The sequence below is a fragment of the Paenibacillus germinis genome (assembly GCF_013141785.1).
Classification (GTDB): domain Bacteria; phylum Bacillota; class Bacilli; order Paenibacillales; family NBRC-103111; genus Paenibacillus_E; species Paenibacillus_E phytorum.
Genome location: NZ_WHOC01000045.1, coordinates 1 through 24275, shown reverse-complemented (window position 1 = coordinate 24275; position 24275 = coordinate 1). Strand labels below are relative to the sequence as shown.

General features: G+C 43.8%; 30 protein-coding genes. 21 read left to right on the top strand and 9 right to left on the bottom strand.

Annotation, left to right across the window (positions count from 1 at the left end):
• Positions 1–610 precede the first annotated feature (610 nt).
• The 6 genes from GC102_RS08470 to GC102_RS08445 all read left to right on the top strand — a co-directional run bounded on the left by GC102_RS08470 (position 611) and on the right by GC102_RS08445 (position 4933).
• Positions 611–1624 (top strand): ABC transporter substrate-binding protein, encoded by a 1014-nt coding sequence (locus GC102_RS08470; protein ID WP_171689103.1) that lies wholly within the window; start codon positions 611–613, stop codon positions 1622–1624.
• 27 nt (positions 1625–1651) lie between these two features.
• Positions 1652–1942 (top strand): thiamine-binding protein, encoded by a 291-nt coding sequence (locus GC102_RS08465; RefSeq protein WP_029194191.1) that lies wholly within the window; start codon positions 1652–1654, stop codon positions 1940–1942.
• Positions 1942–2709, top strand: coding sequence for an ABC transporter permease (locus tag GC102_RS08460; RefSeq protein WP_171689102.1), 768 nt, complete (start codon positions 1942–1944; stop codon positions 2707–2709). The genes GC102_RS08465 and GC102_RS08460 overlap by 1 nt, the downstream gene beginning before the upstream one ends.
• 18 nt (positions 2710–2727) lie before the next feature.
• Complete coding sequence (locus tag GC102_RS08455) at positions 2728–3504, top strand: ABC transporter ATP-binding protein (RefSeq protein WP_171689101.1); 777 nt, start codon at positions 2728–2730, stop codon at positions 3502–3504.
• On the top strand, positions 3488–4294 hold the full coding sequence (locus GC102_RS08450; protein WP_171689100.1) for a TatD family hydrolase: 807 nt from the start codon (positions 3488–3490) through the stop codon (positions 4292–4294). Before GC102_RS08455 ends, GC102_RS08450 begins: the two co-directional genes overlap by 17 nt.
• A gap of 84 nt (positions 4295–4378) precedes the next feature.
• Positions 4379–4933, top strand: coding sequence for a DNA-3-methyladenine glycosylase I (locus tag GC102_RS08445; protein WP_171689099.1), 555 nt, complete (start codon positions 4379–4381; stop codon positions 4931–4933).
• Between the two features lie 64 nt (positions 4934–4997).
• On the opposite strand, the gene GC102_RS08440 is transcribed toward GC102_RS08445, so the two are convergent.
• The 3 genes from GC102_RS08440 to GC102_RS08430 all read right to left on the bottom strand — a co-directional run bounded on the left by GC102_RS08440 (position 4998) and on the right by GC102_RS08430 (position 6847).
• Positions 4998–5300 carry a hypothetical protein gene (locus GC102_RS08440; protein ID WP_235550974.1) on the bottom strand — a complete coding sequence of 101 codons (303 nt, stop codon included), beginning with the start codon at positions 5298–5300 and terminating at the stop codon, positions 4998–5000.
• 239 nt (positions 5301–5539) lie between these two features.
• Positions 5540–6529 carry a YpdA family putative bacillithiol disulfide reductase gene (locus tag GC102_RS08435; RefSeq protein WP_171689098.1) on the bottom strand — a complete coding sequence of 330 codons (990 nt, stop codon included), beginning with the start codon at positions 6527–6529 and terminating at the stop codon, positions 5540–5542.
• A gap of 141 nt (positions 6530–6670) precedes the next feature.
• Positions 6671–6847, bottom strand: coding sequence for a hypothetical protein (locus tag GC102_RS08430; RefSeq protein WP_164826781.1), 177 nt, complete (start codon positions 6845–6847; stop codon positions 6671–6673).
• Between the two features lie 152 nt (positions 6848–6999).
• Between GC102_RS08430 and GC102_RS08425 the strand changes: the two genes are divergently transcribed.
• Genes GC102_RS08425 through GC102_RS08410 form a run of 4 tightly spaced genes read left to right on the top strand, consistent with a single transcriptional unit; the run spans position 7000 to position 9232 of the window.
• A complete protein-coding gene (locus GC102_RS08425; protein ID WP_171689097.1) occupies positions 7000–7941 on the top strand; it encodes a hypothetical protein in 942 nt (313 codons plus the stop codon).
• A 38-nt stretch (positions 7942–7979) separates the two neighbouring features.
• Positions 7980–8288 (top strand): Dabb family protein, encoded by a 309-nt coding sequence (locus tag GC102_RS08420; RefSeq protein WP_171689096.1) that lies wholly within the window; start codon positions 7980–7982, stop codon positions 8286–8288.
• A gap of 9 nt (positions 8289–8297) precedes the next feature.
• Positions 8298–8555 (top strand): DUF2164 domain-containing protein, encoded by a 258-nt coding sequence (locus tag GC102_RS08415; RefSeq protein ID WP_047677672.1) that lies wholly within the window; start codon positions 8298–8300, stop codon positions 8553–8555.
• Positions 8556–8584: 29 nt separating this feature from the next.
• Positions 8585–9232: an NUDIX hydrolase gene (locus tag GC102_RS08410; protein WP_246320804.1), complete on the top strand. Its 648-nt coding sequence runs from the start codon at positions 8585–8587 to the stop codon at positions 9230–9232.
• Positions 9233–9287: 55 nt separating this feature from the next.
• Here the strand turns inward: GC102_RS08410 and GC102_RS08405 are convergent, their stop codons facing one another.
• Both GC102_RS08405 and GC102_RS08400 read right to left on the bottom strand, forming a co-directional pair.
• On the bottom strand, positions 9288–9452 hold the full coding sequence (locus tag GC102_RS08405) for a hypothetical protein (protein ID WP_171689095.1): 165 nt from the start codon (positions 9450–9452) through the stop codon (positions 9288–9290).
• A gap of 15 nt (positions 9453–9467) precedes the next feature.
• On the bottom strand, positions 9468–9722 hold the full coding sequence (locus GC102_RS08400; protein WP_057302708.1) for a YpbS family protein: 255 nt from the start codon (positions 9720–9722) through the stop codon (positions 9468–9470).
• 229 nt (positions 9723–9951) lie between these two features.
• Between GC102_RS08400 and hrpB the strand changes: the two genes are divergently transcribed.
• The 4 genes from hrpB to GC102_RS08380 are packed head-to-tail and all read left to right on the top strand — an operon-like array spanning position 9952 to position 14143.
• The gene (gene hrpB / locus GC102_RS08395) at positions 9952–12438 is read left to right on the top strand and encodes an ATP-dependent helicase HrpB (RefSeq protein WP_171689094.1); all 2487 of its coding nucleotides are present in this window, start codon (positions 9952–9954) and stop codon (positions 12436–12438) included.
• Positions 12439–12471: 33 nt separating this feature from the next.
• Entirely contained in the window at positions 12472–13191 is a 720-nt protein-coding gene (locus tag GC102_RS08390; protein ID WP_171689093.1) for a lipase family protein, read from the top strand.
• Positions 13184–13447: a hypothetical protein gene (locus GC102_RS08385; RefSeq protein ID WP_312883199.1), complete on the top strand. Its 264-nt coding sequence runs from the start codon at positions 13184–13186 to the stop codon at positions 13445–13447. Before GC102_RS08390 ends, GC102_RS08385 begins: the two co-directional genes overlap by 8 nt.
• 45 nt (positions 13448–13492) lie before the next feature.
• A complete protein-coding gene (locus GC102_RS08380) occupies positions 13493–14143 on the top strand; it encodes a class I SAM-dependent methyltransferase (RefSeq protein WP_171689092.1) in 651 nt (216 codons plus the stop codon).
• A gap of 205 nt (positions 14144–14348) precedes the next feature.
• Here the strand turns inward: GC102_RS08380 and GC102_RS08375 are convergent, their stop codons facing one another.
• On the bottom strand, positions 14349–15386 hold the full coding sequence (locus tag GC102_RS08375) for a stalk domain-containing protein (protein WP_171689091.1): 1038 nt from the start codon (positions 15384–15386) through the stop codon (positions 14349–14351).
• A gap of 197 nt (positions 15387–15583) precedes the next feature.
• Here GC102_RS08375 and GC102_RS08370 point away from each other — a divergent pair, with 197 nt between their 5' ends.
• The 3 genes from GC102_RS08370 to GC102_RS08360 all read left to right on the top strand — a co-directional run bounded on the left by GC102_RS08370 (position 15584) and on the right by GC102_RS08360 (position 18033).
• Positions 15584–16690: a low temperature requirement protein A gene (locus tag GC102_RS08370; RefSeq protein WP_171689090.1), complete on the top strand. Its 1107-nt coding sequence runs from the start codon at positions 15584–15586 to the stop codon at positions 16688–16690.
• 99 nt (positions 16691–16789) lie between these two features.
• The gene (locus tag GC102_RS08365) at positions 16790–17611 is read left to right on the top strand and encodes a collagen-like triple helix repeat-containing protein (protein WP_171689089.1); all 822 of its coding nucleotides are present in this window, start codon (positions 16790–16792) and stop codon (positions 17609–17611) included.
• Between the two features lie 92 nt (positions 17612–17703).
• The gene (locus GC102_RS08360; protein ID WP_171689088.1) at positions 17704–18033 is read left to right on the top strand and encodes a DHCW motif cupin fold protein; all 330 of its coding nucleotides are present in this window, start codon (positions 17704–17706) and stop codon (positions 18031–18033) included.
• 28 nt (positions 18034–18061) lie between these two features.
• Here the strand turns inward: GC102_RS08360 and GC102_RS08355 are convergent, their stop codons facing one another.
• Positions 18062–18487 (bottom strand): cupin domain-containing protein, encoded by a 426-nt coding sequence (locus GC102_RS08355; protein ID WP_171689087.1) that lies wholly within the window; start codon positions 18485–18487, stop codon positions 18062–18064.
• A 71-nt stretch (positions 18488–18558) separates the two neighbouring features.
• On the opposite strand from GC102_RS08355, the gene GC102_RS08350 reads away from it, so the two are divergent.
• On the top strand, positions 18559–19137 hold the full coding sequence (locus GC102_RS08350) for a histidine phosphatase family protein (protein WP_171689086.1): 579 nt from the start codon (positions 18559–18561) through the stop codon (positions 19135–19137).
• A gap of 109 nt (positions 19138–19246) precedes the next feature.
• On the opposite strand, the gene GC102_RS08345 is transcribed toward GC102_RS08350, so the two are convergent.
• Entirely contained in the window at positions 19247–19918 is a 672-nt protein-coding gene (locus tag GC102_RS08345; protein WP_171689085.1) for an SIMPL domain-containing protein, read from the bottom strand.
• A gap of 155 nt (positions 19919–20073) precedes the next feature.
• Positions 20074–21438: a TolB-like translocation protein gene (locus tag GC102_RS08340; protein WP_171689084.1), complete on the bottom strand. Its 1365-nt coding sequence runs from the start codon at positions 21436–21438 to the stop codon at positions 20074–20076.
• Between the two features lie 239 nt (positions 21439–21677).
• Here GC102_RS08340 and GC102_RS40295 point away from each other — a divergent pair, with 239 nt between their 5' ends.
• The 3 genes from GC102_RS40295 (at position 21678) to GC102_RS08325 (ending at position 23877) form a co-directional block, all read left to right on the top strand.
• Positions 21678–22271, top strand: coding sequence for a DUF4183 domain-containing protein (locus GC102_RS40295; protein ID WP_216627992.1), 594 nt, complete (start codon positions 21678–21680; stop codon positions 22269–22271).
• Positions 22272–22354: 83 nt separating this feature from the next.
• Positions 22355–22639, top strand: coding sequence for a DUF4183 domain-containing protein (locus tag GC102_RS08330; protein WP_047677634.1), 285 nt, complete (start codon positions 22355–22357; stop codon positions 22637–22639).
• A 191-nt stretch (positions 22640–22830) separates the two neighbouring features.
• Positions 22831–23877 (top strand): sulfite oxidase, encoded by a 1047-nt coding sequence (locus GC102_RS08325; protein ID WP_171689082.1) that lies wholly within the window; start codon positions 22831–22833, stop codon positions 23875–23877.
• Positions 23878–24275: the final 398 nt, after the last annotated feature.

The following is a 24275-nucleotide window of genomic DNA, read 5'->3' as shown; positions in this document are numbered from 1 at the left end:
GACTCTCGATGGATGATGTTGTAGAAAGTACAACAATTGCTGCCGATATAGCGCCTTTCCTTAACGATTATTGTATAAAGTGCAACAATTTGGACCCAATAATGGTCATTTTCCAGTAAATGGGTTAGAAGTGTTGTACAAACTACAACTTTTACTAAAAAATACTCTTTGGGAGTGGAAATTGTTGCAGAAAATACAACTTCGGTAACCACGGATACTCACTTACATGTATATAGACTTTGAACAACTTCAATGCAACATGCATTTTTTGAACAAAATAAGAATATTCGTAAAACCTCATAAAAGCTGTACATGCATCATAATACCGTTAGGTAGTTATCATTTCTGTTTGCAATAAGTACGAACATGAGGTATGGTATAAACAAACCAATAAGAACCCACGGGAGCTTGAGAAGTCAGGCTGAGATTGTGACCGTCATTGTCACTCACCGTTAATCTGATCTGGGTAATGCCAGCGTAGAGAACTCACATAAATGCACGTTCATTCGATCTGTATCGAATGGGTTTATCATTTTCTACTCATGGCGCTCCCGGAAAACGGGGGCTTTTTCTTGTGGTTAAAAAGAGATGTGGAGAGGGGAAACAAAGAATGAAATGGAAGAAAATTGCACCACTTATGCTAGTAAGCTTAACGGTCGCCTTGGCAGGTTGCGGCAATAAGATGGCAGAACAGCCAGCAAAACAAACGGCCAAGCCGTTAACGAACGTGAAGGTCGTTCTGGACTGGACACCAAATACGAACCATACAGGGTTATACGTCGCAAAGGATCAAGGCTTTTTTGAAAAAGAGGGACTGAATGTAGAAATTATTGCTCCCGGCGAAGGCGGAGCCGATGCGATGGTTGCTTCAGGTGCTGCGGAATTCGGTGTCAGCTACCAAGAAAGCATTACACAAGGACGAATTCAAGGAGTGCCGTTGGTTTCCATTGCTGCGGTGATTCAACATAACACATCCGGTTTTGCATCGCCGGTAGCGAAAAACATCAAGTCACCTAAGGATTTCGAGGGAAAAACGTATGGCGGTTGGGGCGCACCGGTAGAAAGTTCAATGATCGACTCGCTTATGCAAACCGAGAAAGCGGATCCGAGCAAAGTTAAGATTGTGAACATCGGTGATGCGGATTATTTCACAGCCGTGAAACGGGATATTGATTTCGCTTGGATTTACTATGCTTGGACAGGTGTAGATGCCGAGCTGCGCGGCGAGCCGATGAACATGATTTATTTGAACAAATATTCGGATAAACTGGATTACTATACACCGGTTCTTGCGACGAATGAGAAAATGATCAAAGAGAAGCCTGAGCTCGTGAAAGCCTTCATGGCTGCCGCATCAAAAGGGTACCAATTTGCTATCAGCAAGCCTGAAGACGCTGCTAATATTTTGATCAAAGCGGTTCCTGATCTAGATAAAAAACTTGTGCTTGCCAGTCAAAAATGGCTCAGCCCACGTTATCAAGATGATGCTGCTCGTTGGGGAGAACAAAAAAAATCCGTATGGGAAAACTATGCGAATTGGATGCTAGATCATAAGCTGCTCGAGAAAAATATCGATGCAGATGCTGCATTCACGAACAAATTCTTACCGGAAAACTCAAAATAACACGATTAGTTGGAGGAGGCACTTATAGTGGCTAATGCACTTGTCAGTATTCAAATCATCCCGAAAACGAAAAACAATGAAGATGTCATCCCCTATGTAGATCGTGCAATTGAAGTCATTGCCAAGTCTGGCGTGAAGTATTTCGTATCTCCGCTGGAAACGACGATGGAAGGGGAGCTTGACCAACTTCTGGCGATCATTCAAGATATGAATGCCGCGATGATTGAGATGGGCAGTCCTAACGTAATTTCGCAGGTGAAAATTTACTTCAATCCGTCGGGTGCTTCTATGGACAAGCTGACGGAGAAATATAGATAATGAAACAGCATCGCTGGTTCAAAGCGGGGTGGCCACCAATTGTTGTGGTCATCCTTCTGCTGCTTTTATGGCAGCTTGCCGTGACTTGGGGAGGTACAGCAAGCTGGCTGCTGCCTAGTCCGCTTAAAATATGGAAAGACGGCACGACGGATATGCCAAGAGTATGGATGCACACATTCGCCACACTGCGTTTGATGTTGATTGGGTTTAGTGTTGGTGTAACAGGCGGCATAATTGTTGCTAGCTGCTTACATCGGGTGCCTGCGTTAAAGGCTGGTTTTTACCCGCTCCTTATTTTATCTCAAAATGTCCCGACTATTGCGCTGGGGCCGCTGCTCATCATTTTATTTGGTTTTGGCATTTTACCTAAAATTCTATTAATCTCACTTGTTTGCTTTTTTCCTGTAACGATGTCTACCTTGGACGGCTTTATGCAAACGGACCGCAGTATGTACAACTACATGCAGATGATCGGCGCCAGCAAACAGCAAATCTTTTATAAATTAGAGCTGCCGCATGCTTTGCCATTTCTCTTCACGGGACTCAAAATATCGGCTACATACAGTGTGATGGGGGCCGTAATTGCCGAGTGGCTTGGTGGAGGCGTTGGATTGGGCTATTATATGATTTTGCAAAAATCGGCGTTCCGCGCTGACCGTGAATTTGTTGCTATTCTGATGATTGTCACGCTCAGCTTACTCTTCTTCTGGCTCATCGCAGGGCTTGAGAAGCTCGTCATCCGATGGAACGCGAAACGGTCGTCTTAAGAAAGGGGAGATGAGTTCATGAGTAAATTAGAACTTAGAGGCATTCATCAAACGTTCCCTGGTAAAAAACAGCGCGTATCCGTGCTTGCAGATATTTCTTTACATGTCAAAGAGGGTGAGTTCGTTTCACTTATCGGCCCATCAGGTAGCGGAAAGAGCACCCTTTTTCACATTATCGGCGGACTAGTAAATCCTACTTCAGGGGAAGTGTGGCTGGATGGCGTGAATGTGACCGGCTCAAAAGGCCTAATCTCTTACATGCCGCAGCAGCCTGCCTTGTTCCCTTGGCGTTCTATTGAGTCCAACGTAGCACTTGCTCAGGAAGTTGCAGGAGAAACGCGAACAGACGCGTTAGCCAAAGCAAGAGAGTGGTTGCCAAAGGTTGGATTAGGCGGCTATGAGCAAGAGCTTCCGCATGTACTTTCTGGAGGGATGCAGCAGCGTGTCTCTTTTCTGAGAGCTTTGCTTAGTCCACAGGAACTCATGTGTCTGGACGAGCCGTTCGGCTCATTAGACGCACTCACCCGGCAAGACATGCAGGCGTGGCTGCTTAATATATGGGAACAGAATAAGCACTCCATTTTATTTGTAACGCATAGTATTGAAGAAGCACTGTTTCTATCAGATCGTATCTATGTACTGTCTAACAAACCTGCCAAAATCATAGAAGAGTTGGTTATTCCGTTTGCAAGGCCGCGTCAAGAGTCCGTCATGCTTGAATCGAAATTTCAAGAGCTCCGGCAGTATATACAAGGGCTTTTGCGTCAGGAGATTACGTATGATAAAAGCCATTGATGCTCATATTCATCTTGATATGTACACGGAAACAGCTGCAACGAGTCTGATAGCGGAATTAGCAGAGCACCACATCGAAGCACTGATAGCAGTGTCGAGGCACCTGGAATCTTGTAAGGCAACGGAGCGTCTTCTGAAGCAAGCCCCAGAGCAAGTTTTTGCAGCCTATGGTTTCCATCCTGAACAAGAATTGCCTACAGAAGATCAGTTGAAAGATTTAATCGGATGGATTCGTGAGCATTCGTCTAGGATGATCGCTGTTGGTGAAATTGGTTTGCCTTATTATATGAGGCTTGATGCTGAAGCAAAGGGACGTGTTTTTGAATTAACGCCTTACATTGCGCTGCTTGAGAGTTTCTTGAAGCTGGCAGCGGATTTGGATAAACCGGTCGTCTTGCACGCTGTGTACGAGGATGCTGATGTTGTGTGCGACTTACTTGAGAAGCATGGCATTAAAAAGGCTCATTTTCACTGGTTCAAAGGATCACATTCAACGGTGGAGCGAATGATTCAAGCTGGCTACTTTATCTCCATAACACCGGACGTTCTGTACGAAGAGGAAATACGTACACTTGTTCGTGATTATCCGATTGCGCTGTTAATGGTCGAAACGGATGGTCCATGGCCTTTCGAAGGCCCCTTTGAGGGGCAGCAGACGCATCCACGCATGATCCATGCTGTCATTGAACAGATAGCTCTTCTAAAAGGACTGCCAGCGGAAAAAGCGGCACAAACGCTTTTGAATAATACCAAACAATTCTACAGTATTCCTTCATCTCGCTTTTTCTAATTAAATCTAACTGGACATCTATTCGTATAGGTTTTATAATGATATAGAACACATGTTCGATTTCTATATAAGGTGAGTGTTTAAATGACTACTAGATGCGGTTGGGTTAATGAAGATCCGTTATATATCGATTACCATGATCATGAATGGGGGGTTCCTGTCCATGATGATCGCCATTTGTTCGAGATGCTTAATCTGGAAGGCGCACAAGCGGGACTGAGCTGGTATACGATTCTGAAGAAGAGAGAGGGCTACCGTGAAGCGTTCGACGGGTTTGATCCACACATTATTGTCAACTATGACGATAAGAAGCTTAATGAACTTCTTGAGAATACAGGGATCGTACGCAATCGCTTGAAAATAGCGTCTGTTGTTCAGAATGCGAAAGCCTTTCTAAAGGTGCAAGCAGAGTTTGGCACGTTTGATTCCTATATCTGGGGGTTCGTTGGTGGAAAGCCGATCAACAATCAATGGACGGATATGAGTCAAGTTCCTGCTACATCAGAAATCTCCGATGCCATGAGTAAAGACTTAAAGAAGCGTGGTTTCAAGTTTGTAGGTTCGACGATTTGTTATGCTTATATGCAAGCGGTTGGCATGGTGAACGATCACAACCAAACCTGCTTTCGATATAAATAAAGTGTAGAGAAAAGGCCATCTGATAGGACGATTGTCCAAATCAGATGGCCTTTTTGTGCTTCAATCAGGCGTATTGGAGTTGCTTCTCCATTAGATTGGTTTTAATTAAATAAATACGCTTGCGAATGTAGAAGTCATATACGGCTCCAGTTAGTTCGCGAGGTTTAATGCGATTATTTGTGTCGTTATCTATGATTGTCACCGAACCATCGTCATAAAACTTGAACGTATAATCGGCGTAGTGGGTGTGTGCTTCGTCAAGCATGGCGTCAATCTGTCCGGGAAGAAGATGGTCAGTGTCACACAATGCCTTGTGGTACCAATAATCTCTCTCGATAAAACGGAAATTGTGACTGGTGTTCATCATGTTAACTACCTCCTCATCTAATTGGAACATTTGTTCTTATTTACATTATAGCAAACAAGTGTTCGTAATGGAAGAGGAATCTATGAAAAGTGGGAAATATTTTCATATGAGATAAACCTTTATCGTAGTCATTCGAAGATGAGCGACCGCGCTTAGAGGAAGGTTTATTCGCCAATAAGAAAGTTGCTTTCGGAATGCCGAAATCTATTACTTTCTTATGTGGAGAAAAAAACCTCCAATCAATTGGATTGGAGGTTCGTTCTGGAAACGATATGCTTCGTGATTGCCAGACCATGCATACGGCCTGTTTCAATGAAAATTTCGTTCGCATCATATTTAGATGAAGCGACAACACCAGCTACATATAAACCAGGGATGTTCGTTTCCATCGTGTCAGGTTGAACAAGAGGAGCGTTGGTTTCTTCGTGGAATTGTACACCGATGGAGGTCAGAAGTCCACGATCCGGCCGAAATCCGGTTAGGGCAAGAACGAAGTCATTGTCTAAAGTGACGTGTTCGGTTGCTTTTCGCACGGCAATGGTATGCTCATCAATACGTTCCACTTGGGAATCGAACCACATGCGAATACGACCTTTTTTCACCATACTTTCAAAAATCGGACGAACCCACGGTTTAATGTTGGCTGAGAAGTCCTTGCCGCGGTAAACCACCGTAACTTCAGCGCCAACTCTGAGCAAATCCATGGCAGCATCGACAGCGGAGTTGTTTCCGCCAATAACGGCTACTTTTGCCCCTGCATAAGGATGGGCTTCTTTATAATAATGCGTTGTCTTTGGCAGTTCTTCACCAGGAATACCGAGCAAATTAGGATGATCAAAGTAGCCGGTAGCTACGATGACATTGCGAGTGTTATAGGCTGCCTTTTTCCCAAATTGATCCTCCGTATGCACCATAAATCCCGTCTCTAATTGTTCGATAGAAACAACTTCCTCATAAGAACGAATTCGCAGCTGTTCTCTGCGCGCAACCTCTCTGTAGTAGACCAAAGCTTCTTGGCGATAAGGTTTTTCATGAGGTGTTGTGAACGGATAACCGCCAATTTCCAACAGCTCGGGTGTGCTGAAAAACTGTAAATAGGTAGGATATAAATAAATGGCATTTACGATGCAGCTTTTTTCTATAAGTAAAGGTGAAAGGCCTTCGCGCTGCAAGGCGATAGCGGCTGACAAACCGCAAGGACCCGCACCTATAATGATGACTTCCTCCAATGTAACAACCTCCCCAAGACTAAATACTCATTCCATAGTATCGTAAGCTGAGGGAGATGCCAAGTTGCACAAAGCAAAAAAAGCAGACGGCTATCCCTAACTTTAGGAATAGCAGACTGCTCAACATGGAAGAATGTCTCCTTATTTCTGATTCAATTGCCGCTCTTCGTTACCTTCACTGATGTCGTCTTCCGCTATGTTGACAGGTGTTGTATTGGGTGCATTTTCTAATGTGTCGTTCACGAAAGCCATATCTTGATTTTTCGCATTCATATTCGTTGTGCCTTTGTATTTGCCTCTATGCTTCTCGTTTTCCATGTCGTTCATCCTTTCAAGGGCAGTTTAACGTTCAGCTTTAACGTGTACACTTATGGTTGTTTTTATTCTCCATAAAAAGGAAAGTTGATGAAACCAATGAAAGCTGGACGTCGTCTATTAGAGTAGATGAATCGCGTAAGGGATGGTGGAATATGATTCGAGAGCTTGTGCAAAGATTGGCAGCAGCCAAAGAAAATGGCCGGTTGCAAGCCATTTGGTCGGTTCGTTTAGCGGATTTAGAAAGAGAATGGAGTAACTCTAAAGATCATATTGTCATTTGGGAAGAACAGCTCATCAAAGAAAAAAGAGATGTAGAAAAATTGAAAACTCACAGCTTTACCAGCTTTCTGTATGATTTAATGAACAAGAAAGCAGAGAAGCTGGCTGTTGAGGAACAAGAACTGCTGGAATTGAAATTTAGATATAATGAAGCTGTTCGTCGAAGGGATCATCTTGAGCAAGAGATACAAGAGATTCGGAACAAGCTCCATTCCGTGCGATTTTGGGACCTAGAAGTGGAAGATCTGACTCTCCGAATTGAATCCTATATTCATGCTAATGACTCGGGGAAGAGCGGACAGCTGCGGGAGCTCTCTGAACGGATAGCGGAATTTCAATTACAAATCAAAGAGCTTAAAGAAGCGTTAAGCGCAGGAGACTCAGTCCTGAAATATTTGCAATTAGCAGCTGAATCACTTCGTTCTGCACGCAATTGGGGCACTTATGATATGCTCGGCGGCGGCATGCTGTCAACGCATATCAAACACGGAAAAATTGATGAAGCAATGGATCATGTACACACTGCTCAGAGTAGACTAAGCCGTTTTGAGAAGGAACTTAAGGATGTCCATATGACGTTATCTATAGATAGCCATATTAGCGAATTTCTCAAATTCTCAGATTACTTCTTTGACGGATTATTAACGGATTGGTTGGTTCAAGGTAAGATTCACGAAACTTCAAAACAAGTAGAAGATAAAGCGATGGAAGTGAATCGATTATGTAACGAGTTAGAGCAAGCTTTAAGCAAGTCGGAGTCGAGCATGGAAGAAGCAAAGAGGTTATATAGTTCGTTGATACAAAATCCGCTATAATGGATAGAAAGATGGAGAAAAAAGGAGAAGAGAGACCTATGAATCAGGCAAGTATCAAACATATGGTGATATTTAATTTACACGCAGGTAAAGATACGCTGGAAGCCGAACAATTTCTAAAAAGCAGTGCTCAAGAACTTGCGGCAATACCTGGGGTTGAGCAATTTGAAGTGTTTCGTCAAGTTAGCACAAAGACAGATTATGATTTCGGATTTTCAATGGTATTTGCAGATAAAGCAGCTTATGAAGCTTACAATGTTCATCCGGTGCATACCCATTATGTTGCGGAGCGTTGGGTAAAAGAAGTAAGCCGGTTTCAAGAAATCGATTTGTCTATTTTTGAGTGAGGTGCTCTTATGAAACCATTGAAATTAGCGAAAGAAGAGAAGGAATTGTTGATTGAGGATTTGCAAGGCCATCTGGAGTTGGACCATAATATTGAATTAGGACGTTTGGCCACGGAACAATTAATCGATTATATGCTTCAACAATTGGCTGCACCTATTTATAACCAGGCCATAGAAGATGCAGGCAAGACCTTGATGGAAAGAATGAGTTCATTGGAAGAAGACCTCTATGCCATGAAAATGACGAAAAAAATAACACGCAGGTAGCGGTACATAGAAGGTTCTGAGGGGAGAACATGAGTCATTTGAACAAGTCCGAAGAGCTGTTTGATATCTATGATGAAAAGATGAATAAGCTTGGGGTTGCTCCGCGCTCAGAAGTGCACGCGAAGGGGCTGTGGCATCGCACTTTTCAGTGTTGGATTGTTAGCCTAGAAGGGAAAGAACCTAGTCTCTTACTCCAGTTAAGACATCCAGAGAAGGATCTGTTTCCGAACTTGCTGGACATTTCTAGCGCCGGACATCTTGCAGCCGGAGAAACCACAGAAGACGGTGTGAGGGAGCTTGAGGAGGAGCTTGGGCTGAAGGTCGATTTCAGTGATTTAATCCCTTGCGGGGTATTTGCAGAAGAAGATCTGATTTCGGATCAACTGATTGATCGTGAGTTTTGTCATGTGTTTATATATCGCTGCGACCAACCACTGAATCGTTATATTCTTCAGCCAGATGAGGTAAGCGGTCTGTTCGCAGTAAGTGTCGTTGACCTTGAGCGCTTAGTTCATCAAGAAACAAAAGAAATAATGGCAAGTGGTTATAAAATGGGGATCGAAAGCGAGCTAGATCAAACAAATCTGCTTCTGACCCTAGATCATTTGGTGCCGCATCCAGTCGCTTATTTTGATCTTGTGTTTCGTACACTAAGGGAAAATGGATGGTCTGAATGAAAAAGAACCGTATCGGGTGACCCAATCGGTTCTCTATTAGCGTACATATCATTTTTTAGACGAAATACTTGTTCGCTATGTAAGCATATGCGATATAACAGACAATGGAGAGTCCGATACAGACAATACCAAGAGCTATTTTTCGCTTAAACAAAAGCAAGAATCCGGCACTGAATGCCGATCCCATAATTAGCATTGAAATAAAAGTTAGAACACCCATCGGATACTTATCTCCTTAACCTTTGTTTACGTAATCACGCACCATATCTTCAGTTACATAAGAACGGAGCGGAGAAATACCTTCTTTGGCATGGGCGATGATTTGGGCTGTTACGGCGTTGATCGCATCAACGTTAAAAGGGAGCCCGCTTCTGCACAGATCAACAGCAGCGTCAATAGCTTGCTCACGCTGTGCATCTAGCTCTGCAAACCTAACGAGATGTAGGTGCTGTGCATTCGAATGTTTGGATATCGCTTCATGTACATTCATCTTAAAGTTCTCCTTTAGTGACCAGTTTCTAATCTAGTATACACGATTGAATTGATGAGGAACAGTTTTTGCAAGGAGAAATCCGAACAATATTCGACATTATAAACTTCACCTCATTTATAATTAATGTCGTTAATTAAATGAGTCCAGACTTGAAATGACGGAAACCCGCACGAAACGCATGGAACAAGCGATAACAAGACTGACAGAAGCCTCGGAGTGAAAACTAATGAACTCGTTACCGATTGAAACCGTGCTTCCTCAATTGAAAGAAGCCATACGAACAAATCCATGCACAATATTGGTCGCTCAGCCTGGTGCGGGCAAAACAACGCAAGTACCGCTTGCTATTCTGCAAGAGACTTGGTTGCAAAACCAAAAGATACTCATGCTTGAGCCTAGAAGACTTGCAGCTCGTGCGGCTGCTCGATATATGTCTAAGCTTCGTGGTGAAGAAGTTGGGCAGACCATTGGTTATCGGGTGAAAAATGACTCGAGGGTTGGACCGAACACGCGAATTGAAGTGATAACGGAAGGTGTGCTTACGCGCATGCTTCAAACAGATCCTGCCTTGGAAGGGGTGGGGGCTGTTATTTTTGATGAGTTTCATGAACGCAGCTTACATGCAGATTTGGGGTTGGCGCTTAGCAGGCAATCACAAACCCTTTTGCGTGAGGATCTGCGAATTCTGATTATGTCGGCTACGATTGAGGCGAACTCGGTTTCGGCCATGCTGGATCATGCACCGATTATTCAAAGTGAAGGACGAACGTATCCTGTTGTCACTCATTATCTGGATGCGAAAATGACGAGTAGAATAGAACAGGTGGTAGTAACTAGCATCCAACGGGCCTTGCAAATGAATGAAGGCAGCTTGCTTGTTTTTCTCCCGGGAGCAGCTGAAATTCATCGTGTTGCTAACAATCTTGCTGCGCTTAAATTAGGAAAAGAGATAGAGATCGCACCTCTTTATGGTAATCTCTCCCAAGAGGCGCAGGATCAAGCGCTGGCAGTATGTTCGCCAGGGCACAGGAAGGTTGTGCTGGCCACTTCAATTGCCGAGACAAGCTTGACCGTCGAAGGCGTCACGGTCGTTATCGACAGCGGGCTCATGCGAGTGCCCCGCTTCTCGCCACGCACCGGCATGACCCGTCTGACGACGGTGCCTGTGTCTGTCGCCTCTGCGGATCAGCGCAGAGGCCGTGCCGGTCGGCTCGGTCCAGGCGTGTGTTACCGCCTGTGGACCGAGACCGAGCAGCGGCAGCTCCCGCTGAGCAGCACGCCAGAGATCCGCGAAGCGGATCTGGCGCCGCTCGCGCTGGAGCTGGCTGCCTGGGGCGTGCCAGACCCAGCTTCGCTGGTCTGGCTAGACCCGCCGCCTGCTGCTGCTTATCAGCAGGCGCGGGAACTGCTCGTGCAGCTGGGCGCGCTGCACGAGGACGGGGGCTTGAGCGCGCACGGCAAACGCCTAGCGTCGCTCCCGCTGCACCCGCGGCTTGCGCACATGGTGCTGCAAGCCATACCGCTTGAGCTCGGCGCGCTAGCGTGCGAGCTCGCCGTAATGCTGAGCGAGCGCGATTTCATGCGCGCTGCTGAGGGTCGAGATGCGGATATTCGCACCCGCATCGAAGTGCTCTGGCGCGCTGCGCAGGGCGAGCAGCGCGCAGACGTTGACTTTGGCTTATGCCGCCGCATCGCGGCGGAAGCCAAAGTGCTCATGCAGCAGCTCGGGATCCGGCCGAGCGGGAATAAAGCGAATGCGAGCGGATTGCTGCTCGCATTCGCTTATCCCGACCGCGTCGCGCAGCGGCGGTCGACAGGTCGGTTCTTGCTCAGCAGCGGGCGCGGTGCTGTGCTGCCCGAGCTGCAGTCGCTCTCGAACGAGCGTTATCTCGTCGCCGCTGAGCTGGACGATAACGGAGCGGAGAGCCGTATTTATTTGGCTGCTCCGATACAGGAGGACGAGCTGCTTGAAGCCTTTGAGGACCGCTTGCTGAAAGAGCAAGAAGTGATATGGGAACAGGCAACGGGTTCCGTTAAAGCAAGAGAGCGCCTTCGGTTAGGTGCGATTATCCTCAAAGAAAACCCATTGCAGGATCCAAACCCAGACTTGGTGCTGCAAGCTTTGATATCCGGAATTCAGGCAGAATCTTTGGAGCTGCTGCCTTGGACTCGTAGTGCGAGGCAGCTTCAACAGCGAGTTATGTTTTTACATCGATTTGATGTAGAATGGCCAGATATGGGGGATGCCAATTTGCTTGCTTCCTTAGAGGACTGGCTGGGGCCCCATCTTTACGGTTTGAAAAGCAAGGGGGCTTTAGGGCGTCTTAACTTGACAAGTATATTAGAAGAAATGCTAACATGGGAGCAGCGTCGATGGTTAGAAGAATGGGCGCCAACGCACATTCAGGTACCTAGCGGTTCCCGAATTCCCGTTGATTATAGCGTCAGTGAGTCGCCTGCTTTATCGGTTCGATTGCAAGAAATGTTTGGTTTAGCCGATACCCCTCGGATCGCAAAGGGTAGGGTACCTGTGACCTTACACTTATTATCGCCTGCTCAGCGTCCTGTTCAGGTGACGAAGGATTTGGCGAGCTTCTGGCGGGATGCTTATTTCGAAGTCAAAAAAGATCTCAAAGGCCGGTACCCCAAGCATTATTGGCCGGACGATCCGATGGCGGCGATGCCGACAAATCGAGCTAAACCGCGTTCCTAACCTAATTTGCACGAGAAGGGAACTGAGCAAGCCATGACAATCCACTCCGAACCGGAGGAATTCGTCATTTATGTATCTGCTGGTTTTGCCACAGCGCCTTATTTCCTCGATGCTTTCGCCGCGGAACTAGCTGCTCGTTTTGAACAAGCAGGTTCACGTGTCCAAGTCGTTATCCATTATCCGTATGGCGATTGGACGCGGCGAAAGCAAGTGCAGCTCCGAGAAATTACCAGTGATCTATGGAACAATGCACATCGGAAAAGGTCTCATTATGGTGGCAAAAGCTTGTTGAAGTTGATCAAAGACAACCAGGTCCCTAAACAGCAATTGCTGCTAATCGGACATAGTGCAGGGGCTGTGGCTTCTATTCTGGCGGCCGATGCCCTTATGAAAGAGGGGGTTTCCATCCTCGGTGTGGTCCAAATTGGCTCGCCGAAATGTGCGATTCCTCCATCGTTAAAGAGCCGTGTTCTTTATCTTGATGCTGCTAATCAGTTGGATAAATCCAATGATCCAGTTCCTAGACTGGGCACATGGGGTGGCTGGATGAGAATACGCTTGGGATTACGCCGTTGGAATGGCATGAAACATGCTCCATCTCATCGACAAACTTTACCGTTAATAGGTGGACATGCCGATTATTTCAGAGATCACAATCCCTATATATGGAATGAAGCAACGAACCTGCAGACCACGATGAATACGATTTGGACTTGGTTACAACGAATAGAAAAGGATGATGAACATGATTGAAATACTTAAAGCGAGCATGGAACACAGCAAAGAAGAAGGCTACCTTGGGCAAGTTCAATTCAAGGTGGAAGGCCATGAACATCCGTACGAAATTACCCTGCAAAGCAAACGAGGTAAAGATGACTGGAGCTACGCCCTTCACTTTTTACAGGAATCAGGAAAAGAAGAGGATATTGAAGCTGTTGAAGACTTGCTGGAAGACGACGAGTGGTTTGATATGCTCGTGGATGCAGCTCAAAAAACCATTGTAATGTAAAACATTCAGCTTACATATCGATCGTTTGGATAGGAGAAAACGCCGATGGATCCTGAGGTAAAGGCAACGCTCAAGATGAGCTATGATCAACAGGCTCGATTGCGGGATGGGGATACAGTTCAGTCGTGGAAAGTAGATGAGATGGATCGTTTTTTGGCTAGGCTGCAGGCAGTTGCTAAGGGAAGTGGGCAACGGATTTTGGATCTTGGAAGTGGTCCTGGCCATCAAGCGATTTATTTGAAAAATCATGGATGCCAAGTCACTTGCGTTGATTTATCCGATGAGATGGTGAACATTTGCCTTCAAAAAGGACTTGAAGCCTTTGCCATGGATTTCTACACCTTGGATGTGGAGCCAGAGTCGTTTGACGCTATATGGACGATGAATGCTCTGCTTCATGTACCGAAGGATAGTTTCCTGCAAGTTCTAACCAATATGGAGCGAGTCCTGAAGCCAAACGGTTTCTTGTACTTGGGCCTGTATGGCGGGTACGAAAGCGAAGGGATATGGGAGAATGACACGTATAGACCTCAGCGCTTTTTCGCCTTCTACGAAGATGAGCACATTCAGAGAAAAGTAAGTGAAGTATTCGACATTGTACACTTTTCTGTTCTACCGATGGAGGGCATGCAGGCCGATTACCAATCGATCTTTGCCAAGAAAAAGCAACCAAACCTTCTCTCAGTACCGAAATAATAAAAACACCGATATGATTTCGTGAAAAAGATAAGCCTAATTAGTTCAGAATTTGCTGAACTAACTAGGCTTATTTTCGTAACTAATTTCTCGCGATGAATGGACTATCTCCATCAAGGATGAGGGTATTACTTTGAGATGAGGTGAAGACTTTTGCTGTTCATGATAATCGCATCAATCTTAGCTAATCTTGACTCACCCTCATTTAGAATAATCTCCTGGCCGTAACAAAACGCTTTTTCCATTTTTCATCGAAGTTAGTGATGTGAACGCCGAGCTCTTTCGAATAAGTTTGAAGGATTTTCCCGTCTCCCGCATAGATGCCTACGTGACCGATATCGAGCCCACGAGCGCTGAAGAACAGCAGATCGCCTTTGCGTATTTGGTCGATTTCGATTTCTTTTCCTTTCTGGGCTTGGTCGTAAGAGACTCGTGGCAGATCGATGGACAGAACTTCGTTAAAAACATGTCGGACGAATGAAGAGCAATCGAACGTATTAGTTTGGCCGGAAGCGGCACCGAACTCGTAAGGGGTTCCCAAAAATTTGGACCCGAAAGTGATCAACTCATCCGCTTTCTTCTCGGCCAACGCCGGGCTTGTGTAATCGGAATACATCGGTGTGGCCGAGATGAAGCCAATTGTATTGTCTTTGGTCTGTACCTCCAGCCAATTTCCGTCGATTTCTCGGATTACGTGGACTTTCTCGCTTTTCGGAAGCATACGGAGGACGCGGGTATCCGTATCTTTACCTGGAGAGTCACGTAGGTTGACGCCATATTCGATAGTGGTTTCATAGTCATGAGCTGATGAAATCGTAATCGAACGGGAATATTCATGCCATTTCACGAGATTGCCTAACGTTTCGCTAATAAATCGCACCGGAACCATAGTAAACCCGTCTATAATTTTGCCTGGCACGGGTATCTCCAGCCGTTCTTGGTTTTTATATGCAGATGTTTCTCCGATTCGGTATGTAAGGAGAATGCCATCTTTATTGGCAGTAACTGTTCTAGTGTTCTCATCCCAAGAAATTTTTGCACCCTCAGCCTCAAAAATGGCACGCATTGGGACGAGGCTATAGCCGTTTTCGATAACGGGAGGAGTCTGGAATGACATCGGATGCCCATCTAGAAATACAGAAGGCGACGGATTCACCGCGGCTTGTGCTGATGTTGTCTGGAGTAACATCATAGACAGCAGCGTAATAGCTGTGCCTGTAAGGAAACTTGTTCTAATTTTCATGTTTATACACCCTTACTAAGTTTTCTTTGATAATATATAGACGCATCTGCGTGGGTGTTAGTTGCTTTCCAATTTGTGGGAACCTTAATGACGTGAAATACATTGAAACACCAGAAAGTTTCATCATTTGATAAGCCTATATGCTAAAATGTGGATAGCGTTTTATTAAATCACATCCAAACCAAAGGAGCAGAATGATGAAACAAATCAAAGCATTTGCTGAGAAGAAAGTTACCTGGCTGGAACTTTTCTATGATCTGCTTTTTGTAGCGGCAGTTTCAAAGGCAAGTCATGTCTTATTACATGTCGAAAATGGAGCCATTCCAGTTGAATATTTAGCCAAATTCGTCCTCATATTTGTTCCGATTTGGTGGGCTTGGGTTGGGCAATCCCTCTTTGTGAACCGATTTGGACGAGACATCTTATCTCACCGAATATTTCTGATTCTACAATTATTTTTTGTACTCATCATGACGGCCAGTCTATCGGTTAATTTTGACCAATACTATGTTCCCTTCTTAATAGGCTATATTGGTTTAAGAGCGATGACGGCGATCCAATATCTTTCCGTACATAAAAAAGAAGAATCACATCGAAAGATCACTGCCCGTTATTTAGGGAGTCGCTTTTGGATTGGATTGGTGATATCTTCTTGCTCACTTTTCTTCGACTCATGGATTCGTTATGCAGTATTGTATGCGGGAATTACAGTAGACATTTTGCTCCCATTAATCGGTCGGCACTACTTGGTGAAAAGCCCTATAAATACGCATCATCTATTAGAGCGCTTCTCTTTGTTTACACTCATTCTTCTTGGTGAATCCGTAATCAGTATACTTGCAGTCTTGCAGTCTAGTGACTGGACGTGGCAATCTATTGTATTTGCGTCAATCACTTTTTTATTAATTATTGCTATATGGTGGCAGTATTTTGATAATGTTGAAAAGAAAGTGAATAAGACATTAGAAACTGCCGGGCAAACCATCATTTATGGCCATTTATTCATTTATTTATCCATGTGTATGATTGCAGCATCGATCCAATTGTTGTTTTTGAAACAATTAAATTATTCATTTATGCTAAGTTTTATTTTTGGATCTGTACTGCTTTACTTTTTCTCAACCACGTTGGTTTTCCATAAATATCGACACGCACATCAAAGACTTGGTATATATCACTTAGTGTTATTGGTAGGGTTACTTGGGATTTTTTTCACGGTGGATATGTTTTTTCTTTTACCCAATTACATGATTATTGGAGAAGTGATGCTGTTCTTTGGGGTATATGCTAAATTAACGACTTGAACATTAGATGAATGAACCAAGACAAACATCGTGCCGTGTCTTATCGCCTTCCTCATATAATGTGGGTAGTTTGTTATACCTTAAAGGATATGAGAAAGGATGATGGCATTGGCCCGAAGACGGACGTTATCAAGCGTAGATAATGACATGCAAGCTTTGAGGAGAGATGTTAAGAAGCTTGAACAGCCCATAACATCCGACAGATTAGGAAGGAGGGCGGTAACGAGTAGGGAACTTGCTCAAAGATCTGTTAATGGATCCAAGATAGCAAGGAGGGCCATCACACTAGACAAACTTGCTCCCAGCGTCGTCAACAATATTACATCGAACATTGTGCAATTGATTGGTGCTAGTGCATTAAACGTAGCAGCAGCTGCTAGTCAAGCAGGTGATGCTGCCGGTCCCCAGGGACCGATTGGGCTCCAAGGGCCAGCGGGAGTCCAAGGGTTAACGGGTCCACAAGGAGAGGAAGGCCCTACTGGGATGCCAGGACCTTCTGGAATTGTCGATGTTCGATTTGCAGGAAGCAATACACCTGTCCCATTTATCATTATCCAAGGGTCGGGAGACGCTACGACAGAGTTAATTTTACCCCCAATTACATTGCTGACTAATCAGATGGTCAAATTAGATGCATTTGCGAATATTAATTTTATCATCGTTCAAAATTATTCAGTGGATAGCGCCATTTCCAGAAATCAAGGAGACATCGTTACAACGGATCATGCTGTAATGATCCAAAATCAGGGTCAGCCCTTTTTTCCGCAAGCAGCTGTAACGACTTCTCTAACTTGGGTGGATAATCCGGGTCCAGGAACCTATAATTACTCGTTTACAATTACAGGTTCAGCTAACGGTATAACTGATGCTTCTATAAATAGTAGGGGATTAACCGCTATGGTTATTACCGTTACACAGTAATTGATTAAAAAGCTTATTGGAAAAAATGGAAATAAGGCTGGACACAAGTCGTGTTCAACCTTATTTTTAATATAGGATAGGGGGACCATTTTATGAAAATAACGGATGTTCCATTTTGCACAATTGACTGGAGTGAAATAAGCGCTACTCAACATCCTGGAATTGAAGGTAATGCTTATTGGCGTACATTTGAAATGGGAAACATAAGGGTGCGAATGGTAGAATATACGCCTGGTTATATAGCTGACCATTGGTGTAGTAGAGGTCACGTTCTGTTAGTACTAGAAGGTGAATTGTATACCGAACTTTCAGATGGAAGAGAATTTAAACTCACGCCAGGAGTCAGTTATCAAGTGGCTGATGAAGCAAATCCACACAGATCTTATACGAAAACTGGAGCCAAATTATTTATTGTAGATTAACAAATCTGCTGCCTCTATCGCTAATCAGCTAATAATCCTTTCCTTTCTTTTGTAATGCTGCTTCGAGTTCGGGAAGAAGGAGGACGCTCTCCTGTTCATTAGGATCAGTACGGGCAATCAGAGCCGTGCAGGACTCAGTTTCACTCGGATTATATGGGAGATGGGGCATCCCTGCTGGGATGTAAAGAAAGTCCCCCGTATCCAATTCCATATGCAGTTCAAGCTGCTCACCATACCACATTGCGGATTTTCCTTGAAGCATATAAATGGCTGTCTCATGATCTTGATGAAGGTGAGCCTTCGCTCTTATTCCTGGTGGAATAGTCAATAAATGCATGCAGATCCCTTGAGCATCAACGCTTTCCTTTGATATGGCTTCGGCATAATCAAGCCCTTGTTTTCCATGATAAGTTCGAGACGAACGGATAAGTCGACAAGTACTCTTTTTATCCACTTCGTTAGGCACCTCCTTATGATTTAAAATATTAGATTTACGGGGAAAAGATGCAAGTGAAAGGAGAAGTAATGAAAACCTATATTTATTTTATTCGGCATGGGATAGCCCCATTTTCAATTGAACATGAAAGATCAGGAGGCACTAGTCTTTCTGAACAAGGAGTATTAGACGCTAAGAGAGTGGCAGAGTTATTAAGTAACGAAGACATTGATGTTATTGTTTCAAGTTCTTATTTTCGAGCATTAGAAACGGTTAGTCCATTGGCAGAGCTAATAAAGAAAGAAATTATTCCATACATAGAGCTTATCGAGAGACCAATCGCTAGCTTGAATTACGCAGTATCCGAAGAGGAATTATTAATTGGAATTGAACAATCTTTTGTCGATATTGATTTTTGCCTGCCTGAAGGAGAAACAACAAGACAGGCGCAGGAACGGGCTATTCCATTAATTATGAAATTACTGTCCGACTTTAAAGGCAAGAAAATCGCTATTGGCACGCACGGAAATATCATGACGATCATATTGAAATATTTTGATTCTAGTTACGGATTCGAATTTTGGAAACAGACCTCTAAACCTGATATTTATAGACTAGAATTTGAAGAAAAGGAATTAAAGCTTGTTGATAGGTTGTGGAATCAGTGAAACCATCCGGTCATATGAGCAATGTGGAGGATAAGAGAGAGAAGCTTGCAGAAGTTGTAGCGAGATGGATCGAAGTGACAAGTTCAAGTAAGTTAATCTTGAGATTAATTTATCGGTCTGCGAACTGATACCACACGCGTACTTTGGCATAAATCGTTAATTGTCCCGGTTGGATCGGGGTAACGGTACTTTTGGAAAGCATGGTAGCTGCATAAGGGATAGGTTCAGCGGTTCCGGTAATTTCTTGGATTTGACTGGGGACTGTGACAAGAGTAACTCCCAGTGTATTTGCAATGGTCACTGCCTTTTGATGGGCATTTCGAATGGCAAGCGATAATGCCTGATTTTCGTAAAATCCTGGTTGTGAAGTCGTAAACTTAATGTCGGTGATGTTATTGGCACCACTGGAAACGGCAGTGTCAACGATAATTCCTGTCAGTTCTACTCTATCGTTAGTGATTTGTAAGAGATGGGTTACTTTATAGCCTCGAAAAATTTGCTTCCCTTCTTGATAATCATACTGAATTTCAATTCCAAAATCGTACGTTTGTATCTTTTCCCGGGGGATGTTTAGTTTTAATAAGGACTGAATGATCGTGGTTACGATCTTTGCGTTTTCGGTTTGGACAGCAGGTAAGACAGGACCTTCGGTTATGGCTCCCAGCACCACTACCGCCCTGTCGGGAGCTGCAGCCGCTGTTCCCGTACCTAGGACTTCTATTGTATGTGGGCTTTTATAATGGGAAAAAGAGGCCGACTTATTAACTGGATAATTGCACATAGAAGGACTCCTTTCAAGTGAGGGCATAATCTAATGTATGGACATATTCGGACTAAAATTCTTGTTTAAGTAGTAATATCGAAGGTGTGAAAAAGGCCATCCTGCAAAGGATGGCCTTTTTCAATACTTGTCGAAACAGAAAATGCGTTGCAGCACTATTTAATTCCCTTGTTGTAGATAAAATCTTGAGGAACTTGGCCTAACGGAATCTTCTGCACCTTCTCCAGGTCAAAGGCCCATAGTTCATTCCCAACCATAGCGTCATTCTCCATGTTCCGATACAGAACGTACCGTCCGTCATTGGACAACGCTACTAAATAAGCATTAATCGAATATTCTCGAATCACTCCCGATTGCACATTCACATCCAATAAAGAACGTTTCTCTGTCGAAGCTATAAGCCGATCACCAAAAGCATCAAGGATCATGGAATATCCATATTTGGATCCTGGAATCAACACTTTTTCACCCTGACCGTCTAAATCGATGAGTAGTACATCAAAGTAATTTTTAGTATCCATGATTGTATTTTTATTCGACTCAAAAGCAATTAGGTGCCCATCGTTTATCGGTGTAGGACGGCTTGCCGCATACAAGAGTGTTTTGGCTTCGCCGGAACCTGGTTTTTCCTTGCGAATTCGCTCCCAAAGGTTAGCAATTTCTACTATTGAGAGCAATGATCGTTCCTCGCTGCCATCCTTTGAGACCAACGTAATGTTATCAGAAGAGCCGTCTCGCTTAATCTTTTCTCCGCTTGCAACAGTCACTGCATTGCCAGGCACAGTAAATTCCATCTCATTTGTTCTGAAAATAATATCTCGTTCACCCGTGAAATAATACGCAATTTCGTTCGGCAACATCACCGGATTGCCCTCCTGCATATAGTAGTGATCTCCATCAAAATAAATATAGCTTTTGTATCCAATCACTTCTCCTGTATCGAGCAATAACTGATAACTCTTCGAATCCCCAAGAACTCGGCTAGGTATAAAAGAATCTGATTGGACGCTTCGGTTCAATACCGACATAAAAAAAGACGCGCTCCCCCAGCTAAGATCGGCTATGACTTTCCCTTCTTTGCCCTGTTGGTCTACTTCTGCAATTTGGACCTTCTTTACTTTCTCCTCAGCCGGTTGACCAAAGTTAAACTGTTTATTTTGTTCTACAAAAATACGATATCCATTAACCCCAAACAGATCCACGACAGCGACCACTTCCCAATTCGGGTACCCAATCAATTCAAAAATCGCCGTTCCTTTTTCTAAAAAAGCAGCATCTCTATCCTTGATAATGTATCCACTGTCAAGGACATTTCCTTCTACTTTAAAACGCACTTTACCGATCTCTTTGCCGATTTTGCTGGGATCGATTAGCACAGCATTACTAGTTCCCTGATAAATGATGCCATTAAGCTTAAGAAAATCTACCCAATCGATACTGGAATGACTTACTGTTCCAAAGCGGCACCCCGATAGCAGAAGCAAACAGATCAAAGTCGCAGCAGTCCATTTTATTTTCATTGCTAACCCCCTTATTAATAAGACGTCATGGCGGGTAACGGAGTTTACAGATTAAAGTCTATTTTTAAAATGTATGAGGAAAGCCTTGGATTTGGGAAGAAAAAAGAATTAGGGGGGAGTAGTTTTATACCTATTTTTATTAAAAATAGGTTGCAGTCTAATAGTTATTGGTTTATAGTCCATACCTCTAATAGACCATATCATATTATAGAATGTTTCACTGGGAGGTGAAGAATACAGTGCCAAGAAAACAACTACTTAAAAAGAAATTACTTAGAACAACCAGATTGAAATTGGGGTGCTCGAAAAATGGCCGAACAAAACATTGTAAAAAGAAAACATTTACTGTTTGCCCTCAAAAAAGAAGAAAAAAACATAAAAAGGTTATTATTTTCAAAAGAAAACCTAAGGTTACCGGTTTACAGGGAATGCAGGGACCACCGGGTCCGCAAGGCAATAAAGGACCTCCAGGATTGCAAGGGATTCAAGGGATTCCAGGCCCTCCAGGCCCTCCAGGACTTGTCATCATCCCTGACATCATCATTTTGCCAACTGCTCAAAGATATTTTTATATTATGAACTCAGATACTCAGTCCCTTGTAATTATTCCAGTTAATGAATTTACCAATGATGAGGGATCATTCATAACCAAATTTACAGACTATGGGCAAAATAGCTATAGTAATCTTTACATCAATGGGATATTACAAGAAAGCAGTATATATAGCTTAAATGAAAGTGCCTTGACCATAAATCTCAACAATCAAACTTTATACTCAGGTACACCAGTTATTCTTGAAATCGTTAGATTCTCAGCTCAAATAATTCTTTGAAATGATCTATGATACTCAATTACTTAGCCCTTCCCTTTTACTATTATTAGCATAATCTAGTTGAGAGAAGCGAGGTGATATAAATGCCAATTACAAAACCCTTTATGGCTGCCAGAAGATTTACGGCTACAGCAGGGGATGGAACTGGAGTCGGTGCTGCATATAATATTCTTGCAACAGCCACCACTAATGACGCTGGTGTTGCTGCCACAGCATTTCCAACTGCACCTGCGTATTATAATCTTTACATTAATGCCCAGATTCAAGCAGCCGATACTTCCACCGCTACCACTACTGCTATTACCATCCCAAACGGTGACGCACTCGATCCTGCGACTCCAATTGTAATCGAATTTGTTGTAAACTAATTTCTTTATTGGGGATGCCGACAATTCTTACTATTTTAGATTGTCGGTATTATTTTATTAAAATGGCTTTCATATTTCCTATCTTTCCCTAAAATTGTGGGACTTTTATTAAAGCCTGTCGGAGTCTCAATTCAACATGTGATCCATATCTTTTAGTAAGATCTTGTTCTTACGAAAGGATGGTTAAATTGTTGTATTCACCTCATTTGATTACACGAAGAATCATGCCAGAAAATCAAGAATTCCCCATGCTGTCACTATCCAGTCGAATCACACCGGAACATCTGTTTTATATCCGAAACCATTTTCCCTATCCGAATGTGGACATGCGTACTTGGGGACTTTCTATCGAAGGATGTGTAAACAAACCAAGGTATTTTCGGTATTATGATCTCTTAAAAATGACTCAAGTTTCACTACCTGCAACACTTGAGTGTGTTGGAGATAAGAGGTCATTTTTTGAACCGAAAACTCGCGGCGAGCAGTGGGGACTAGGAGCAATTAGTCATGCGGTTTGGACAGGGGTTCGTCTTCAAGATTTATTGCATGTAACCGACGTTCAAAGGAATGCACGTGAAGTGACGTTCGAGGGCATGGATAAGGGAATTCGAACGGATATGCCAGGCGTGTTTTCCTATACAAGAAGTTTATCTCTGGAACAGGCTTTGCATCCCGATACGATTGTAGCCCTATACATGAATGACAAACCGCTGCCCTTCCGTCATGGTTATCCAGCTAGATTGATTGTTCCAGGATGGTATGGTATGGCTTCAGTCAAATGGCTACACCGTATCGTCGTGATAGAGGAACACTTTCAAGGACCTTTCCAAGTCGTAGATTATGTGTTTGATCGAAAAGAATTAACTCCAACCTCCCCTGAACCGGTTACTACCATTCGCCTAAATTCGACTATTGCTCGACCAACAGACCAGGAGGTATTGGCAAAAGGAGAGAATTGGGTATTGGGGACAGCAATATCTGGTAGTGATCCAGTCGTTCTGGTAGAGATAAGTACGGACAATGGAAACACCTGGCATGCTGCAACTTGGTTGGAACAACAAGAAGCGTATTCTTGGAGGCGTTGGTGTTGGAAATGGACGGTAACTGAATCCGGAACGTACGACATTAAGGTCAGGGCTAAGGATGCAGCAGGTAACATTCAGAGTGAAATGGCAGATTGGAACGTAAAAGGTTATGGCTATAATGCGATACAGCATATACGTGTTTATATTAACTGATCTCTTTAATTGATTTAATACGGGTGGTGCTTCAAGAAGATAGAACAAGATTGCTATTTAAAAAGCAGTGCGTTCCTTGTCAGAGGGCGTGCTGCTTTTGTTGTACCGATGGAAAGCTTCCCTTTTTTTATTTGACCGCTCCAGCTTAAGCGCGTTTTTCGCGCTTATTTGCTAGTGCGCTTATAGGATCGGCGCTCCTGAATAAGCGCGTTTTCCGCGCTTATTCAGAACGAACGCGCGGGATAGTCTGCTGAGAAGTCGGTTTTCGGCTTCTCAGACTCCGCCAACGAGCTTCGGCTCGCAGAGCTCTCGCTGTAAGCGCGGAAAACGCGCTTATTGGCTCGGGCGTTCCTGAATAAGCGCGTTTTTCGCGCTTATTCAGAACGAACGCGCGGGAT